16 protein-coding genes are annotated in these 17,037 nt (G+C 41.6%); all 16 read right to left on the reverse strand.

The window, feature by feature from the left end:
- Positions 1–5: 5 nt before the first annotated feature.
- Complete coding sequence (gene fliJ / locus D9X91_RS08955) at positions 6–458, reverse strand: flagellar export protein FliJ (protein ID WP_121680270.1); 453 nt, start codon at positions 456–458, stop codon at positions 6–8.
- Positions 455–1,780 (reverse strand): flagellar protein export ATPase FliI, encoded by a 1,326-nt coding sequence (fliI, locus tag D9X91_RS08960; protein WP_121680271.1) that lies wholly within the window; start codon positions 1,778–1,780, stop codon positions 455–457. Before fliI ends, fliJ begins: the two co-directional genes overlap by 4 nt.
- Positions 1,777–2,556 carry a flagellar assembly protein FliH gene (gene fliH / locus D9X91_RS08965; RefSeq protein WP_158598272.1) on the reverse strand — a complete coding sequence of 260 codons (780 nt, stop codon included), beginning with the start codon at positions 2,554–2,556 and terminating at the stop codon, positions 1,777–1,779. Before fliH ends, fliI begins: the two co-directional genes overlap by 4 nt.
- Positions 2,549–3,568 carry a flagellar motor switch protein FliG gene (gene fliG, locus D9X91_RS08970; RefSeq protein ID WP_121680273.1) on the reverse strand — a complete coding sequence of 340 codons (1,020 nt, stop codon included), beginning with the start codon at positions 3,566–3,568 and terminating at the stop codon, positions 2,549–2,551. The genes fliH and fliG overlap by 8 nt, the downstream gene beginning before the upstream one ends.
- Before the next feature lie 7 nt (positions 3,569–3,575).
- Positions 3,576–5,159, reverse strand: coding sequence for a flagellar basal-body MS-ring/collar protein FliF (gene fliF / locus D9X91_RS08975; RefSeq protein WP_121680274.1), 1,584 nt, complete (start codon positions 5,157–5,159; stop codon positions 3,576–3,578).
- A 51-nt stretch (positions 5,160–5,210) separates the two neighbouring features.
- Positions 5,211–5,528, reverse strand: coding sequence for a flagellar hook-basal body complex protein FliE (gene fliE, locus D9X91_RS08980; protein WP_121680275.1), 318 nt, complete (start codon positions 5,526–5,528; stop codon positions 5,211–5,213).
- 16 nt (positions 5,529–5,544) lie between these two features.
- Complete coding sequence (gene flgC / locus D9X91_RS08985; RefSeq protein ID WP_121680276.1) at positions 5,545–6,030, reverse strand: flagellar basal body rod protein FlgC; 486 nt, start codon at positions 6,028–6,030, stop codon at positions 5,545–5,547.
- A gap of 2 nt (positions 6,031–6,032) precedes the next feature.
- Complete coding sequence (gene flgB / locus D9X91_RS08990) at positions 6,033–6,425, reverse strand: flagellar basal body rod protein FlgB (RefSeq protein ID WP_121680277.1); 393 nt, start codon at positions 6,423–6,425, stop codon at positions 6,033–6,035.
- 802 nt (positions 6,426–7,227) lie between these two features.
- Positions 7,228–8,007, reverse strand: a complete 780-nt coding sequence (gene codY / locus D9X91_RS08995; RefSeq protein ID WP_121680278.1) for a GTP-sensing pleiotropic transcriptional regulator CodY — start codon at positions 8,005–8,007, stop codon at positions 7,228–7,230.
- A 106-nt stretch (positions 8,008–8,113) separates the two neighbouring features.
- Entirely contained in the window at positions 8,114–9,514 is a 1,401-nt protein-coding gene (gene hslU, locus D9X91_RS09000) for an HslU--HslV peptidase ATPase subunit (protein ID WP_121680452.1), read from the reverse strand.
- A gap of 39 nt (positions 9,515–9,553) precedes the next feature.
- Positions 9,554–10,096 carry an ATP-dependent protease subunit HslV gene (hslV, locus tag D9X91_RS09005; RefSeq protein WP_121680279.1) on the reverse strand — a complete coding sequence of 181 codons (543 nt, stop codon included), beginning with the start codon at positions 10,094–10,096 and terminating at the stop codon, positions 9,554–9,556.
- 26 nt (positions 10,097–10,122) lie between these two features.
- Entirely contained in the window at positions 10,123–11,022 is a 900-nt protein-coding gene (xerC, locus tag D9X91_RS09010) for a tyrosine recombinase XerC (RefSeq protein ID WP_121680280.1), read from the reverse strand.
- A gap of 63 nt (positions 11,023–11,085) precedes the next feature.
- A complete protein-coding gene (trmFO, locus tag D9X91_RS09015; RefSeq protein WP_121680281.1) occupies positions 11,086–12,390 on the reverse strand; it encodes an FADH(2)-oxidizing methylenetetrahydrofolate--tRNA-(uracil(54)-C(5))-methyltransferase TrmFO in 1,305 nt (434 codons plus the stop codon).
- Positions 12,391–12,756: 366 nt separating this feature from the next.
- Entirely contained in the window at positions 12,757–14,832 is a 2,076-nt protein-coding gene (gene topA, locus D9X91_RS09020; RefSeq protein ID WP_121680282.1) for a type I DNA topoisomerase, read from the reverse strand.
- 268 nt (positions 14,833–15,100) lie between these two features.
- Complete coding sequence (gene dprA / locus D9X91_RS09025) at positions 15,101–16,003, reverse strand: DNA-processing protein DprA (RefSeq protein ID WP_121680283.1); 903 nt, start codon at positions 16,001–16,003, stop codon at positions 15,101–15,103.
- 122 nt (positions 16,004–16,125) lie between these two features.
- The gene (sucD, locus tag D9X91_RS09030; protein WP_121680284.1) at positions 16,126–17,028 is read right to left on the reverse strand and encodes a succinate--CoA ligase subunit alpha; all 903 of its coding nucleotides are present in this window, start codon (positions 17,026–17,028) and stop codon (positions 16,126–16,128) included.
- Between the last annotated feature and the right edge of the window lie 9 nt (positions 17,029–17,037).

The following is a 17,037-nucleotide window of genomic DNA, read 5'->3' on the forward strand; positions in this document are numbered from 1 at the left end:
AGATATCACCTGATTCCTTCGCGAAAAGAATATTGCATGGTCGATATTTCATCCAATCGTTTTGTTTCGATATCGTTCACAAGCTCCTGGTATTGCATGAAATCCTTCTCACGGATTTTTTCGTATTTTTTTACTTCGATATTTTTCTCTTGAAGATTTTGCTCATTCCAATTCATCCTGTTCCTTGCATTGATGACAAGTTCTTGATAATAGGAAATCGTCTTTTCGATATTGGTCAAGAATTGTTGATAATGCCTTACCTCATGAATGGAGAAGCCTTGTCGCAATTGTTCGGATTGAAAATCCTGAAGGTCTTCTTTTTTCTTTAAAAGCTTGTACAAATGATCTGCTGCTTCTTTGAATTTTTTTACAGAGTCCTGATAAATTGCCAAAGCTTCATCCTTCTCACGTTCTTTGACAGTCAAAATCTTGTTGAATTTAAATTGGTAGCTGGTCATGCCCAATCACCTTCATCTGCAAGTTGGATTAATGATTGGATGGCTTCATCCATCGAAATTGCTTCATTCGTTTTTTGTTTAAGAAAAGATATAATTTTTGGATAAAAATCGATTGCCTCATCGATCTCCCTTGAGGCTCCTCTTTTATACGCGCCGATATTGATGAGATCCTCCGAATTCAAATAGGTGCTCAAGAGGTCGCGTATACGTTCAGCCGCCTTTTGGTGTTCTTCTGATGCGAGATGGTTCATTAAGCGGCTTACGCTTTTCAAGATATTGATGGCTGGGAATTGTCCTTTGTTTGCCAAGTTTCGATCCAGGACGAGATGGCCATCCAAAATCCCGCGGACTGTATCTGCAATCGGCTCATTCATGTCATCACCATCGACGAGTACAGTATAAAATGCAGTGATGGAACCAAATTCATTTGTACCGGTCCTTTCCAAAAGCTTTGGCAGGATGGCGAATACTGATGGTGTATATCCCCTTGTAGCAGGTGGTTCCCCCACTGCCAAGCCCACTTCCCTTTGCGCCATGGCCACCCTGGTGACGGAATCCATCATAAACATGACATTCATTCCTTTATCACGGAAATATTCCGCAATGGCAGTAGCAGTAAATGCACCTTTAATCCTCATCAAAGCCGGCTGATCTGAAGTTGCTGCCACGACAATCGTTTTTTTCAAACCTTCGGGGCCAAGGTCCCTTTCGATAAACTCCCGGACCTCCCGTCCCCGCTCCCCAATCAGGGCGATGACATTGACGTCTGCCTTCGTATTGCGGGCAATCATTCCAAGCAGCGTGCTCTTTCCGACACCGCTTCCGGCGAAAATTCCGATCCGCTGTCCCTTGCCTACCGTCAGCAAGCTGTCGATTGGCCTGACTCCTACTTCCAGAGGTTCTTCGATCGGTGGCCTGCTTAAAGGATTGGGGGGAGATTGCTCTGTCGGGATGGCTGAAAGGCCTTTTGGCAATACGCCGCCATCCATTGGCTGTCCCAAGGAATCAACGACGCTCCCGATCAGCTGGTGGCCCATCCTAACTTCCAAGGTTTGTCCAGTCGCTTCTACTAATGATCCTGGTGCTATTTCATTAATGGATGCATAGGGCATCAACATGACACTTTCTTCTTTGAAGCCCACCACTTCAGCTTGGATTTTCCTTGTCTTTTTTTGTGAAATGACTCGGATCCAACAAACATCCCCTATGGAGCATTCAGGACCTTGAGACTCGATCATCAGCCCGACGACACGTTTGACTCTGCCATATCGCTTGAATGTATCAATGTCCGGTATATATGGAATCAGTTCTTTTGCTTTCAAACAGAATCACCCTCAAGTATTGATAGGAGCCTGCCTTTCAGCTCGATCAATTGACTATCGATGCTGGCATCCACTCTTCCATTCGGGGACTCAATGAAACAATTCATTTCCCCGAGGTCTTCATCCGGATAGATGAAGACCTGTGTATTTTTCGGAAACACCGATTCAAGCTCTTCTTTTTGACTTATTAAAAAATCGTATTGAAACGGATGAACATGAATTTGAATTTCACTATATTCACGAACTTCCTTCAGCGCACGTTTGACAATTGGAAGGAATCGCTCTGGATGACCGGCGATGACATCATTCAAGATCTTTTCTGCCGCCTTCATGCCCAACTCCAAAATGACATTCTCTGCCGAATCAAGGTATTGGGAGAATTCGACCTTGGAAAGGTCAGTTGTTCTTTTTGCTGCAGCCAATAATTCCTTGTATTGTTGGTACCCAGCTTCCTGCCCTGTCTGAAATCCCGCTTCAAAACCTTCATTCTTCGCTTGTTCAAGCCAAGAGGATTTTTCTTGCTCGAACTTTGCCTTTTCTTCATCTAAACCCATCTTAAGGTGCTCCGCTTCTTGGGCAGCCGATGCAAGCAGCTCTTCGGCTTCCCTTTTTGCGATGGCAATCATTCTCTCTTTTTCTCTTTCCAAGAAATAAGATTGTTTGTCTGTGGTTTCTGATTCAGATGGAATGCCCCTGAAAACCTGTCTTAATTCGATCACTTTCAACTGCTCTTTTGACTCTTTAAAGGCCGAATTGGACTTTATGATTCTAGACAATGATATCGTCTCCTCCACCTCGAGCAATGATGATTTCCCCTATTTCTTCCAATCTGCGAATGATTGAAACAATCCTTGATTGAGCTTCCTCTACATCACGCAAACGAACCGGCCCCATGAATTCCATTTCTTCCTTGAATGTATCGACCATTCGATTGGACATATTTCTAAAGACGATTTGTTTAACTTCTTCACTGGATACTTTAAGTGCAAGAAGCAAGTCCTCATTTTCACAATCGCGAATGACGCGCTGAATCGATCGATTGTCCAATGTGACAATGTCTTCAAATACAAACATTCTCTTCTTGACTTCTTCCGCCAGCTCTGGATCCTGGATTTCCAGGGAATCCAAGATCGTCTTCTCCGTAGTCCGGTCCACTCCGGTCAATACCTCAACCAATGCCTCTATGCCACCGGTCTGGGTGTAATCCTGGGTGACAGTCGTTGACAATTTCCTTTCAAGGATTGACTCAATTTCGTTGATCACTTCAGGCGAGGTGCCATCCATCAATGCAATCCTTTTGGCAATGTCAGCCTGAACTTCTTGAGGAAGCTCGGATAATATCAATCCTGCCTGCTGTGGGTCCAAATAAGATAAGATAAGAGCAATCGTTTGTGGATGTTCGTTTTGGATAAAGTTCAGTATTTGGGCAGGATCGGCTTTACGGGCAAAATCAAATGGCTTAACTTGAAGAGAAGATGTCAGCCTATTGATGATGGCAGTCGCTTGATCCTGTCCCAAAGCCTTTTCTAAAACCGTTTTCGCATAACCGATTCCACCTTGTGAAATATAATCCTGCGCAACTGCAATATTATGAAATTCCTCTAAGATTTCTTCTTTCGCCAATGAATCTACTTTTTTAACACTGGAGATTTCCAATGTAAGCCGTTCAATTTCTTCCTCGGATAAATGCTTATAAACAGATGCAGATACATCAGGTCCTAATGAAATGAGGAGGACAGCAGCTTTTTGCTTTCCGGTTAATTCTTTTTCTTTTCTCAAAGTGTCCATCCTCCCTCTAGTCTTCTGCTAGCCAAGTCCGCAAAAGCTTGGCGAATTCTTCTGGTTTATCCTTCGCCATCTTTTCTAATTGCTTTCTTTTCACTGTAGATTCTGTCTCTTTTTCTTGATTTACGTCCTGGACATAGATTGGCTTGGACGGCTCTACTTCTTCTTCAATAGAAATTTCTTCTTTTTTACGCGATCTGAATAAAAACAAGAATAGCAGGACGATAATGGCCAACAATATGCCGCCTACGACGTATACCCACCAAGGAAGAACCGATTTAGCAGCGGTATCCATCTGTATCTTCCCATTGAATGGCTGTACGGATACAACGACTTTGTCCTGAAGGGCATTTTGGGTCAAATCCGTACCGGAATCCTTATCGACGGTGGTTCGGATGATTGTGGATAGAATCTGTTTAATATCATCCACACGTCCTTGCGGCAATGATGCAGGATCTTTTGGATTGGGCGGTTCTACCATGACCTGAATGCCGAGATCCCTTACCTTATATGGGCTTTCCACAATCTGTTTGCGGACTTTGTTCACTTCATTATTGATCGTCTCTTCTTTTCTTTCATAATCGCCGTTCGAATCCTGTGAACCCTGATAGGTTGGTGTATCACTTGTTGTTTCACTTGTTGGACTGCCTCCAGGAACCGCCCCTTTCCCGGAGAAGGTCTCGGTTATGCGCTTGGCGCTGACCTCAATCCCCTTCAAATTATTCTGATCAACAGGAGAAACAAGGTTTTCTTCCCTATTTTCCTGGGTAAAGTCTATATCAGCTGATACGGATACAACGACTTTGTCAAATCCAACTAATGTGCCCAGCATATTTTGCACCTGGCGCTGGATATCCTTTTCGATCTGTTTTTTCACATCCATTTGCTGAGCAAATTTTCCAGAAAGAGAAGAATCTTCATTTTCCATTTCGAAATACTCAAAATATTGGTTCATGATGACGATATTATCTGTAGGAAGGTTCGGAACACTTTTAGAAACCAAGTGATACAAAGATTTTATTTGCTTCTGATCCATCTGGAATCCATATTTTGTGTTCAATACAATCGATGCCGAAGCTTTCTCCTGTTGGTCCGATACAAAAATCCCCTTGTCAGGCAAGTTGATCATCACTTTTGCATCGTTCACTCCATCAATCCCTTTGATGAGATTGGCTAATTCTGTCTGCATGGCATCGAGCTTCAACACATCGAACTCATTATCGGTCATCCCGAAGCCTGCATTTTGGCTGAAAAAAGAGTAGTCGATGCTGCCCGACTTAGGAATTCCTTCCGATGCCAGCTGCACCTTGAGTGTATCTACATCCTGAGCGGGAACCTTGATCGTAGTCCCTCCATCCGCCACTTCAGAATGGATGCCTTTCCCATCAAGATTTTCTTTGATGCTCCCTGCTTCACTGGCGGATAGATTACTGTATAGCGGCACCATTGTTTCCCTCGTAGCAAAGTAACTCACAACTGATACTAAGACTACTAAGAATATAAGAGAGCCTACCAACATTGTTTTTTGATTTTTTGAACGCCCTGCCCAAAAACGTTTTATTTTGTTCAAATAGTTTTGTAAAGTTTCATTCATGACAATCCCCCGGTTATTCTCTATATTCTTCTTATGAGTGGATAACCGTTATCACACTTGCATTCTCATAATCTCTTGATAAGCTTCAACAGCTTTATTCCTTAGTTCAATTGTCGTCTGCATCGTAATATTGGCTTTTTGCGCAGCAATCATCACTTGGTGCAAATCAACATTCTCGCCATTTGCCATTTTTTCAGTCAGTTTGTTTGATTCAACTTGTGAATTATTCACTGCGTTCAAGGACTCTTTTAAAAAGTCTGCGAATTTGGCTTGTGCTTCATTTGGCGTTTCTAAATTTTTTTGAACTTTTGTTGCATCCAACGGTCGTAAAACCGAATCGGCAATCGAATTAATTTGACCGAAGCCCATAAATGAATGCCTCCTTTTATCTTCCTATTTCCAATGATTTCATCATCATAGCCTTTGATGAGTTAAAGACGGTTACATTGGCTTCATACGAACGAGTGGCACTGATCAAGTCCACCATTTCTCTAAGCGGATCAACGTTTGGCATATTTACAAATCCATCTTTATCAGCATCTGGGTTGCTGGGATCATAGACCTTTTTAAAAGGTGTTGTTGTATCTTCCTTGATCCGGCTAACCTTGACGCCATCTCCAATGGTTCCCCCATTGCCCATTGCCGTGTTTAATAAAGAATTGAATGAAGCATCCTTTGGCGCAAGTTCAACGGTCTTTCGCCGGTACGGCTCCCAATGAGCTTTTACCAGCTTCCCGTTCACAACTTCATCTTTTTTATATTCTCCTCTTGTCGTATCGACGTTCGCCATATTGGACGAGATAACATCCATTCTGAGCCTCTGGGCTGTAAGTGCCGAAGAGGTCACATTCATGCTATGAAACATATTCATGATCACTTGCCTCCCTTGATCACAGCCTGCAGAATGGAGAACTGATTATTTAATTGCGATGTCAATGCATCAAAGTAAATTTGATTCGATGCGAGATCTGACATTTCTTTATCCACATCCACGCTATTACCGTTTTCATTATATCGAACATTTGCCTGCGAAATGACAGCCGGGCTTTCACTGGAACTCGTAAAAGAAAAATGCTTTGGATCGGTTCTATAGGCTTCCACCTGACTTGAGTTGGCTTCTTCTAAAAATTTCTTGAAACTTACATCCTTCGCTTTGTAGTTGGGCGTGTCCACATTTGCAATGTTCTGTGAAATCACTTTTTGTTTCAGCGCGGAATAATCTAGCGCCTGCTCAATCGTCCCCACAGTGTTAGAAAATAATCTCAATTTGTACACTCCTAACCATAAATATGACAAGTATTTATCATTTTTTACAAAATTCCCAAAAACCCAATAACTATTGTAATAATTTAAAAGCTTTGTGTCTATGATAGCTTCAGGTTTTCGCCCACTTCATAAGGACCATTTTTGCGAAAGGGTCTTTTTACCTGTATCAATCTTTGACACCATTCGACATTATATGGATAGAATACCATATTCTTTTCCAGTCGGAAATAAAATCCGCCAAATATATAAGGCAATCATCATAAAAGGTAAAATATACCCATAAATATTGACACAAATAATCCGATTAAATATTATTTTTGCTGGATTTCTATTTTTCCTTTTTATGATGCAGTTCCAAAGATACATTTGTTTTCAATTTTCTGAACAGCTTTGGTTCACACAGTTACTTCATTCTTTTACAAATATGACGAATGAATGACAATTTCACTCATTAACAATTTATTATTTTTCCCCTTACAAAAAAGGCTGACATTCAATCAGCAACCTTCATTTTCAAGATAATGGGCTTGAATGAAACTCTTGTAGGGATGCACATGAACTCTGTCGAAAGAACGATGGGGGGTGCCTAGAAGTAATGTTTATTTTCACTGAGGGCAGGCGGTGGTGATCCTTATGAAAACGACTGAAATCCCATCACGACATTTGAAATTGCTCTCTCAATAATTTCTTATGAAACTTCAGGATATCAACGTGCAATAAAAAAAGACTGTAGATAAACTCGAAATTCCTTTCGAATTCATCCACAGTCTCAGTCAGCCTATCGAAATGGCTGCATTTATAATTAGTTTGTTTTTAGTTTTTCCAATTCCAATAAGAACTTGTCGTTTAACACCTTGATGTATGTTCCTTTCATCCCCAATGAACGGGATTCAATGACACCGGCGCTTTCAAGTTTCCTCAAAGCGTTGACAATGACAGATCTTGTGATGCCGACACGGTCAGCAATTTTTGAAGCAACTAGAAGTCCTTCATTTCCGTTCAATTCCTCGAAGATATGTTCAATCGCTTCAAGTTCACTGTAGGATAAAGAACTAATGGCCATTTGAACGACGGCCTTGCTTCGCGCTTCCTCTTCGATTTCCTCGGCTTTTTCACGAAGGATTTCCATTCCAACAACGGTAGCCCCATATTCTGCAAGGATCAAATCGTCATCAAGGAATTTAGCTTCAAGACGTGCAAGAATCAATGTGCCTAAACGCTCACCGCCTCCGATGATCGGAACGATTGTCGTTAAGCCACTTTGGAAAAGCTGTTTGTTCTCTACCGGAAATGCCGTATATTCGCTCTCGACATCAAGGTTAGGAGAAGTTTCATTGATGTTGAATAAGTTCTTCGTATATTCCTCTGGAAATTGACGATCTTCAAGCATCTTGATCATACGCTCATTTTCAATTTGCTGATTGATGGAATATCCTAATAATTTTCCGCGACGGCTGACGACGAAGATATTCGCTTCGATCACTTCACAAAGCGTCTCGGACATTTCCTTAAAATTCACCGGTTTACCGGCTGCTCTTTGAAGCATGGCATTAATTTTTCTTGTTTTCGCTAATAAATTCATTATTTTTCCTCCTAGTGACACTGTAAGTTCATCTATTATTTAAACTAATTTCAGTAATTTTCCGTACGTTAAATTCATATACCACACAGACTTTCCATTCAAACTTTTATAAAATGAATTGGCTTAAGTCCTTATTCTGAGAAATCGCACCTAGTTTTTCATCCACATATTGAGGAGTGATATCCACTTTGCCCAATGTTATTTCAGGTGCTTCAAATGAAAGATCTTCCAGCAATTTCTCCAAGATTGTATGGAGTCGCCTTGCACCTATATTATCCGTATTTTGATTGACATTAAAAGCTGTCTCAGCAATTCTACGAATAGCATCGTCAGAAAATTCAATTTCTATACCTTCTGTTTCCAATAATGCTTTGTATTGTTTGACAAGTGCATTGTCAGGCTCAACAAGAATCTTCACAAAGTCTTCGACAGAGAGCTTTGAGAGCTCTACGCGGATTGGAAACCTTCCTTGCAATTCAGGAATCAGATCAGACGGCTTAGCCATATGGAATGCACCTGCAGCAACGAAAAGAATATGGTCTGTTTTGATAGAACCGTACTTCGTTACAACTGTAGATCCTTCTACGATTGGCAGGATATCACGCTGGACTCCTTCACGGGATACATCGGCAGAAGAACTGTTCGAGCCTTTGCTTGCAATTTTGTCGATTTCATCGATAAAGATAATACCCGTTTGCTCCGCTCTATACACAGCTTCTGACGTTACTTCATCCATGTCGATGAGTTTCTGGGCCTCATCATTTGTCAGCACCTTTCTTGCTTCCTTGACTGTGAGTTTGCGTTTCTTCGTTTTCTTGGGCATGAAGCTGCTGAAGGCATCCTGCATATTCATCCCCATCTGCTCCATTCCCGAGCCTTGAAGCATATCGAACATGGATGGTGCTTGTTCTTCCACCTCAACGGTTACAAGTTCGTTCTCCAATTCGCCTTTTGCCAATTTATCAGTGATGATTTTCTTTCTCTCGTAATTGGTTTTTTCTTCAGCTGAATCATTTTCCGCATCATTTTCACTGCCATTATTGCCACCGAAAATCATTTCAAATGGATTTTTATAATTCGAATTTTTCTTGCTTCCGGGAACCAATAAATCGACAAGGCGCCGATTTGCATTTTGCTCTGCCCTCTCCTTGACCGATTCCATTCTTTCTTCTTTCACCAAGCGGACAGACGTTTCCATTAAGTCTCGAACCATAGACTCTACATCTCGGCCAACGTATCCTACTTCAGTGAATTTCGTTGCTTCGATCTTGATAAAAGGGGCTCCCACCAGTTTAGCCATCCTACGAGCGATTTCGGTTTTTCCAACACCAGTAGGACCGATCATTAAGATATTTTTAGGGATGATTTCATCCTTTAATTTTTCATCGAGCAATCCGCGCCGATAGCGGTTCCTTAGTGCGACCGCCACAGCTCGCTTCGCTTCTTTCTGTCCAATGATATATTGATCCAACTTCTCAACAATTTGACGCGGGGTCAAACTCATCATTTTATCCTTTTTCAAGTTCAAGCGGCTCACTCCCTTTATTTACAGCTCTTCAACAATGATGTTGCCATTTGTATAAACACAAATATCCGCTGCTATCTCCAGTGAAGCTTTCGCAATATCCTTTGCAGTCAAATGCTCCCCTGCGTGTTGTTTAAGGGCCCTGCCTGCAGACAATGCATAATTTCCGCCAGATCCGATTGCTAATATTCCGTCATCGGGCTCAATCACTTCCCCTGTGCCGGATACGAGGAGTAAATGTGTTTCATCCATGACAATCAGCATAGCTTCAAGCTTTCTTAACACTTTATCGCTGCGCCATTGCTTAGCTAGCTCTACAGAGGCACGCTGCAAGTTTCCATTATACTCCTGAAGCTTTGACTCAAACATTTCAAAAAGCGTGAAAGCATCTGCGACAGATCCGGCAAAACCCGCAATGACTTTATCATTGAACAACTTCCTTACCTTTCGGGCTGTATGTTTCATGACTACCGCATTTCCGAATGTCACCTGTCCGTCGCCAGCCATCGCGCATTTTCCTTGATGATGGACTGCAAAGATTGTTGTTGCATGAAAATTTCCCATTTCATTTACCTCCCCTTTCGGAGTGATTAGGCCCTAGGATGATGAGCCATATAAGTTTTCTTCAAATGCTCTTTCGTAACATGCGTATAAACCTGTGTGGATGACAAATGCTCATGTCCAAGAAGCTCTTGAACGGTTCGGAGATCTGCACCCTGGTTCAATAAATGGGTGGCGAATGTGTGCCTCAGCATGTGAGGATGCATTTTGTTTGTAAGAGAAGCTTTCTTGATAAGTTCGTTTAATATGTAGCGAATCCCTCTTACTGTCAAATGCTTCCCGCGAGCATTTACAAAGAGATAAGGATGCTCGGCTGAGCCCATTAATTTTCCCCTACTATTATTTATGTATTCCTCCAATGCTTCATGAGCATGGCTGCCAAAAAGGACATACCGTTCCTTCTTGCCCTTCCCTCTAACCAATACTGTCGACAAGTGAAAATCGATGTCTTTCAAGTGAATGTCCGCACATTCACTCACCCGTATCCCTGTTGCATATAAAAGCTCCAATAATGCGAGATTTCGGGCACCAAGCAGAGTCGGCTCATGAGCTGCTTCAAAAAGCACCTGTAGCTCCTCTTCATAAAAAAATTTAGGCAAGCGAACATTGGATTTGGGTTGAGACACCATGGAAAAGGGATTTTCCTTGACGTACTTTTCCCTCATCAAAAACCTATAAAAGCTTCTCAAACTGGATATTTTTTTGGATACACTTGCACGGGCATATTCCTGCTCATGCAGTCGAGTCAAAAAAACCCTCGCATCAAAATATTCAACATTTTCCAGCTCTTTTATACCTTGCTCATTCATGAATAAATAAAAATCATTTATTTCTTTTCGGTATTGCTCTATTGTATACTCTGAATAATGTTTCTCGATTTGTAAATATTCAATAAACAATTGTAATAATTTTGTTGGATTTTGATCCATTTCCATAACACCTCACAAGGGCTACTAAATATTATCACAATTTAGTAGCCCTTGCAATTGATATTACAAACTTTTCACAAAGTTTTGAATTGTTTCTAACGCACGATTCGCATGCTGTTCATTTCTTTCTTTTTTCCCCCTGATTTTGACTGGGAGGTCCGGAAATAAACCAAAGTTGGCATTCATCGGCTGAAAGTTCTTTTTGCTCGTCGTCGTGATATAATTGGCCATACTTCCAATCGCTGTTTCATGCGGGAATTTGACCAACTCTTCACCCAATGCAAGCCTTGCAGCATTTATGCCCGCTGCCAATCCGCTTGCAGCAGACTCTACATATCCTTCAACGCCTGTCATTTGTCCGGCAAAGAATAGATTCTCCCTATTTTTAAATTGATAGGTCGGTTCCAATACGCTCGGGGAGTTGATGAACGTATTGCGGTGCATTACGCCATATCGTACTATTTCAGCATTTTCCAATCCTGGAATAAGTTTAAGTACTTCTTTTTGCGGTCCCCATTTCAAGTGCGTTTGGAAACCAACGATATTATATAGCGTTCCTGCAGCATCATCCTGCCTCAACTGCACGACGGCATATGGACGCTTCCCTGTTTTCGGATCTTCAAGCCCGACAGGCTTCAGCGGTCCAAAAAGCATGGTCTTTTTGCCTCGTTGAGCCATTACTTCTATCGGCATGCATCCTTCAAAGAAAATTTCCTTTTCAAATTCCTTCAATGGAACAGTTTCGGCATTGATCAGTGCTTCATAAAATGCATCGAACTCTTCTTCGTTCATTGGACAGTTCAAATAAGCAGCCTCGCCTTTATCGTATCTGGATTTCAAATATACTTTATCCATATCGATGCTGTCTTTTTCAATGATTGGTGCTGCTGCATCATAAAAATATAAATATTCTTCCCCAGTCAATTCCTTCAGCTTTGCAGAAAGTGATTCACTCGTCAAAGGGCCTGTTGCAATAACTGTGATGCCATCGGGGATGTCAGTAATTTCTTCGTTGTATACTGTCACATTTGGATGATTTTTCACATTCTCTGTCACCCGTGCAGCGAATTCATGGCGATCTACCGCCAACGCCCCCCCTGCAGGTACAGCGCATGCATCTGCAGAATTAATGATGACTGAGTCCAGCATCCTCATTTCTTCCTTAAGTACACCAACAGCATTTGTAAGTGTATTGGCCCTTAACGAATTGGAACAGACCAATTCAGCGAATTTATCCGTATGATGCGCAGGCGTCTGCCTCACTGGCCTCATCTCAAATAGATTGACTTTAATTCCTCGTTTTGCAATTTGCCAAGCCGCCTCGCTTCCAGCAAGCCCAGCTCCGATTACATTAACAGTTTGGGTCATTTAATGCTAACCTCCTATATCTTTAAAACAGAGTTTACTTCCCTGCTTTTACATCTCTTTTGGCATTGTACAATAAACTTATATGATACGAAAGAAAAACCATAAATAAGAATAGCACAAGTTTAAGAATTTACCTACAAAAATTCATTTTATTAAGATTTAGCGGGGTTGACTTTACTTTTGACTTACAAATCAGTGGAGTTGTTTGATTACTCACAAGGAAAATGTGTTTGCATTTTAGAGGAGTCCAGCACCTGCCGCTCCCATCCACGTCAAATTGAGCAACAACCCACGCCGCAATCTAATAAGATCTTGCCATCCACAAACAAACAGAAAAGAGTGAGCTTATTCGCCCACCCTTTCCGGCTATTTTTGAGGTTCTTCTTTGTAATCGCAATTCGTACATTGCACTTGAACGCCTTTTTTCAATTTCTTTTCCACTAGGAGTTGATCACATTTTGGACAGCTTCTTTCAAGTGGCTTATCCCATGAGAGGAAATCACATTCCGGAAATTGATCACATCCATAAAAAATTCGACGTTTTTTACTTTTTCTTTCTATTATATTACCTGATTTGCATTTCGGGCATTTCACTCCAATTTCTTTTACGATCGGCTTGGTATTCCTGCAATCAGGGAAATTGCTGCAAGCCATGAACTTTCCATAGCGCCCCATTTTAAAGACCATGGGATTTCCACAATGCTCACAATCTTCCCCGGCATATTCATCTTTTATTTCAACTTCTTCCATTTCCTTTTCCGCTTTTTCCAGGTGTATTTCAAAATCACGGTAGAATTCATCGATGATTTTCACCCATTGTACATTTCCATCTTCAATATCATCCAGGCTTGTTTCCATTTTTGCCGTGAATTCGACATCCAAGATATCAGGGAAAAATTCCAGAATTAATTCCAAGACAATTTCCCCAAGTTCTGTCGGGATGAATCTTTTGTTGTCTAGTGCGACATATCCTCTTTTTTGTATCGTATCCAATGTTGGTGCATATGTCGACGGCCTCCCTATCCCTAATTCTTCCAGAGTTTTGACCAGCCGGGCTTCTGTATATCGTGGAGGCGGCTGAGTGAAATGCTGCTTAGGATCGATCATCTCAGATTTGACTATATCACCTTTTTCCAGCTTCGGAAGCATATTCTCTTTTTCTTCGAGTTGATCATCAGATCCTTCTACATACACTTTCATAAACCCTGGGAATTTGACTTTAGAACCGGTCGATCTAAATATGATCTCACCATTCGCAATATCCACGCTCATCGTGTCCATGACGGCTGAAGCCATTTGGCTTGCTAAGAAGCGTTCCCAGATCAATCGGTATAACCTAAGTTGATCCCTGCTTAAGTAAGGCTTCATCGAACTTGGATCCCTTAATGTGCTGGTCGGGCGTATCGCCTCATGGGCATCCTGCGCCTTAGCAGTTTTCTTGCCGCTCCTTTGATCAGTTCGGGTATACTCTTTTCCATATTGATCTTGAATAAAATCGAAAGCCTCTTTTTGCGCGACTTCTGATATACGTGTCGAATCTGTCCTCATATAGGTGATCAACCCGACCGTTCCTTCCTTTCCAAGTTCAATTCCTTCGTATAATTGCTGAGCAAGCATCATCGTCTTTTTTGCCCTGAAATTCAATTTCCGTGCTGCTTCCTGCTGAAGGGATGAAGTAGTAAATGAAGGTGCAGGGTTTCGCTTTCTCTCTTTTTTCGTTACATTCGTAATTTCAAATTCTTTTCCTTTTATCTGCTTGAGAATATTTTTGACTTCATCTTCCGATTTCAATTCAACTTTTTTACCGTTTATCCCATAAAAGGAACCATTGAAATTGGATTTTCCCTTTTGAAACTCTGCTTCAACGGTCCAATATTCTTCCGGGACGAATCCTTTAATTTCATTTTCCCGATCAATGATCAGTCTGACTGCAACTGATTGAACCCTTCCTGCACTGAGTCCTTTTTTCACTTTCTTCCATAGTAATGGACTGATATTATATCCGACCAGCCTGTCAAGAATTCTCCGGGCTTGCTGGGCATCAACCAAATCCATGTTGATCGGGCGAGGATGCTTAAATGATTCCTTGATTGCATCTTTTGTTATTTCATTGAACACAACTCGGCAATCGGAATGGACATCAATGTCCAAGCTGTGGGCTAGATGCCAAGCGATAGCTTCCCCTTCACGATCCGGGTCGGCCGCAAGGTAGATTTTCTTCGCTTTTTTCGCAGCGGTCTTCAATTCCTTCAGAACCGGACCTTTTCCGCGAATTGTGATATATTTCGGTTCGAAGTTATGTTGAGTATCCACACCCATCTGGCTCTTTGGTAAATCACGCACATGCCCCATAGATGCTTTAACCTTATATTTTTTTCCTAAATAGCGTTCGATGGTTTTCGCCTTTGCCGGCGATTCCACAATGACTAAAAAATCTGACATCCATAATCCTCCTTAGAGGTAGTAATTTCATAAATCATAATTTAGTATTTACACGACTTTTTTGTCCACAAGCGAAAATCTTATCTATCTTAGTTTCATTTGTCAACGAAAAAAAATCTTTTTATACATCCGAAACCGTTTACAGTCCAAAGTAGAATTGAATCACATTTGTCCCGGATATTTCCTGTTGATTGGTAGGATCATCTTTTTTTGTTTCTGTTGCAAAATGTATAACATATTTAAATGAAATGCAACTGTTTTGACATAATCAATTGTTTTTTATTGGTCTTTCAACGAGAAAATGATTTAATTCTTCCATTATTTCACGACCATTTTGAACCAGTTTTGCCCCATCTTGAATGAGCAGATTCGAGCCTTCATATTGAGGAAAATGAATGGGGCCAGGAACCACAAAAACATCACGGCCTTCTTCGGAAGACAGCTCAGCTGTAATGAGAGATCCACTCTTTTTTGAAGCTTGTATCACAAGTGTTCCTAATGCAAGTCCAGAGATGATTCTATTCCTCATTGGAAAATGCCATCGATTCGGCCTTTGATATGGCGGGTATTCAGAGATCAATAACTGATTTATTTTCATATTCTCTGCAAGACCGCGATTTTCCTGCGGATATATTTCAAAAAATCCACTTCCCAAGACTCCTATGGTCTTTCCTCCAAGGCTTATGGCCATTTTGTGCGCTTCTGCATCAATCCCTTTTGCCAATCCGCTTGTAATTGTAAAGCCATCGGCCAGCAAATCAGGAAGGATTTTCTTCAATGCATATTGAGATGTCATCAGCGGACGCCTCGAACCTACTACGGCAATTTGCTTGCTGTTAAGAAGATTCGCATTACCCAGAGTGTAAAGAATCCATGGAGGGTTATATATGTTCTTTAAATGAGGAGGATAGTCAGGGTCCAGGATGCTTATATAGCGGATTTGCCTTTCTTCATAAGTATGGAACAAGCGTTTGAAGGGTATGCGGTTGAGGTTTTCAATTATTTGCAGTGTTTTTTTGAGTGGGAGATGAAGGTTTTTCTGCCAAGTGGATGCATTCCAACTTTGGTAGGATGTGAGATGGGGGTCTGCTTTCATAAGCCTAACAAATTGCTGGATTGTCAGAGAGGCAGAATGATGTATTTTTATCAGTTCAAATAATATCTCGTTCATTATTTCCTCCTATTCATTTTTAAAATCTATTAAATTATCATACGGAAAGAAATCTAAAAGGATGCCCCTCTTAAAGAGGGGCATCATCTGTTGAAAAAGTCTAGCACTTGTGCCTTTTATGATTAATGAGTTTTACATTTTTCAAGCAGATCTTTATCTTTTAGGACTTTGATCAAAGTTTCACCCATGACTGATGGGGTTTCAGCGACTTCGATTCCGCATGCATTCATGACTTTGATTTTTTCATCAGCAGTTCCTTTTCCGCCGGAAATGATGGCACCAGCATGGCCCATTCGCTTTCCTGGAGGTGCAGTACGGCCGCCGATAAAGCCTACTACAGGCTTCGTCATGTTGGCTTTCACCCATTCTGCAGCTTCCTCTTCAGCTGTTCCGCCGATTTCACCAATCATGATGACAGCATATGTTTCAGGGTCATCATTGAATGCCTTCAATACATCGATGAAGTTTGTCCCATTCACAGGGTCTCCACCGATTCCAACCGCTGTCGATTGGCCGATGCCTGCTTCTGATAATTGATGAACAGCTTCATAAGTCAACGTACCAGAGCGGGAAACAACACCAACGTGCCCTTTCGTATGGATGTAACCAGGCATGATGCCGATTTTGCACTCTTCCGGGGTGATGACGCCAGGGCAGTTAGGACCTACCAAACGAGTCTTTTTGCCTTCCATATAGCGTTTTACTTTCACCATATCCAATACCGGGATGTGCTCAGTGATGCAGATGGCCATATCCAATTCAGCATCAACCGCTTCCATGATCGCATCTGCAGCGAATGGTGCAGGGACATAGATGACTGATACGTTTGCTCCTGTTTCTTTCACAGCGTCAGCAACCGTATTGAATACTGGCACTCCTTCTACCTCTGACCCGCCTTTTCCTGGTGTGACACCAGCGACGATTTTCGTTCCGTATTCCAGCATTTGCTTTGTATGGAAAAGAGCTGTGGAACCGGTAATCCCTTGTACAATTACTTTCGTATCTTTATTAATGAATACGCTCATTACGTTTCC

Origin of the sequence: Falsibacillus albus, assembly GCF_003668575.1 — a bacterium.
GTDB lineage: Bacteria > Bacillota > Bacilli > Bacillales > DSM-25281 > Falsibacillus > Falsibacillus albus.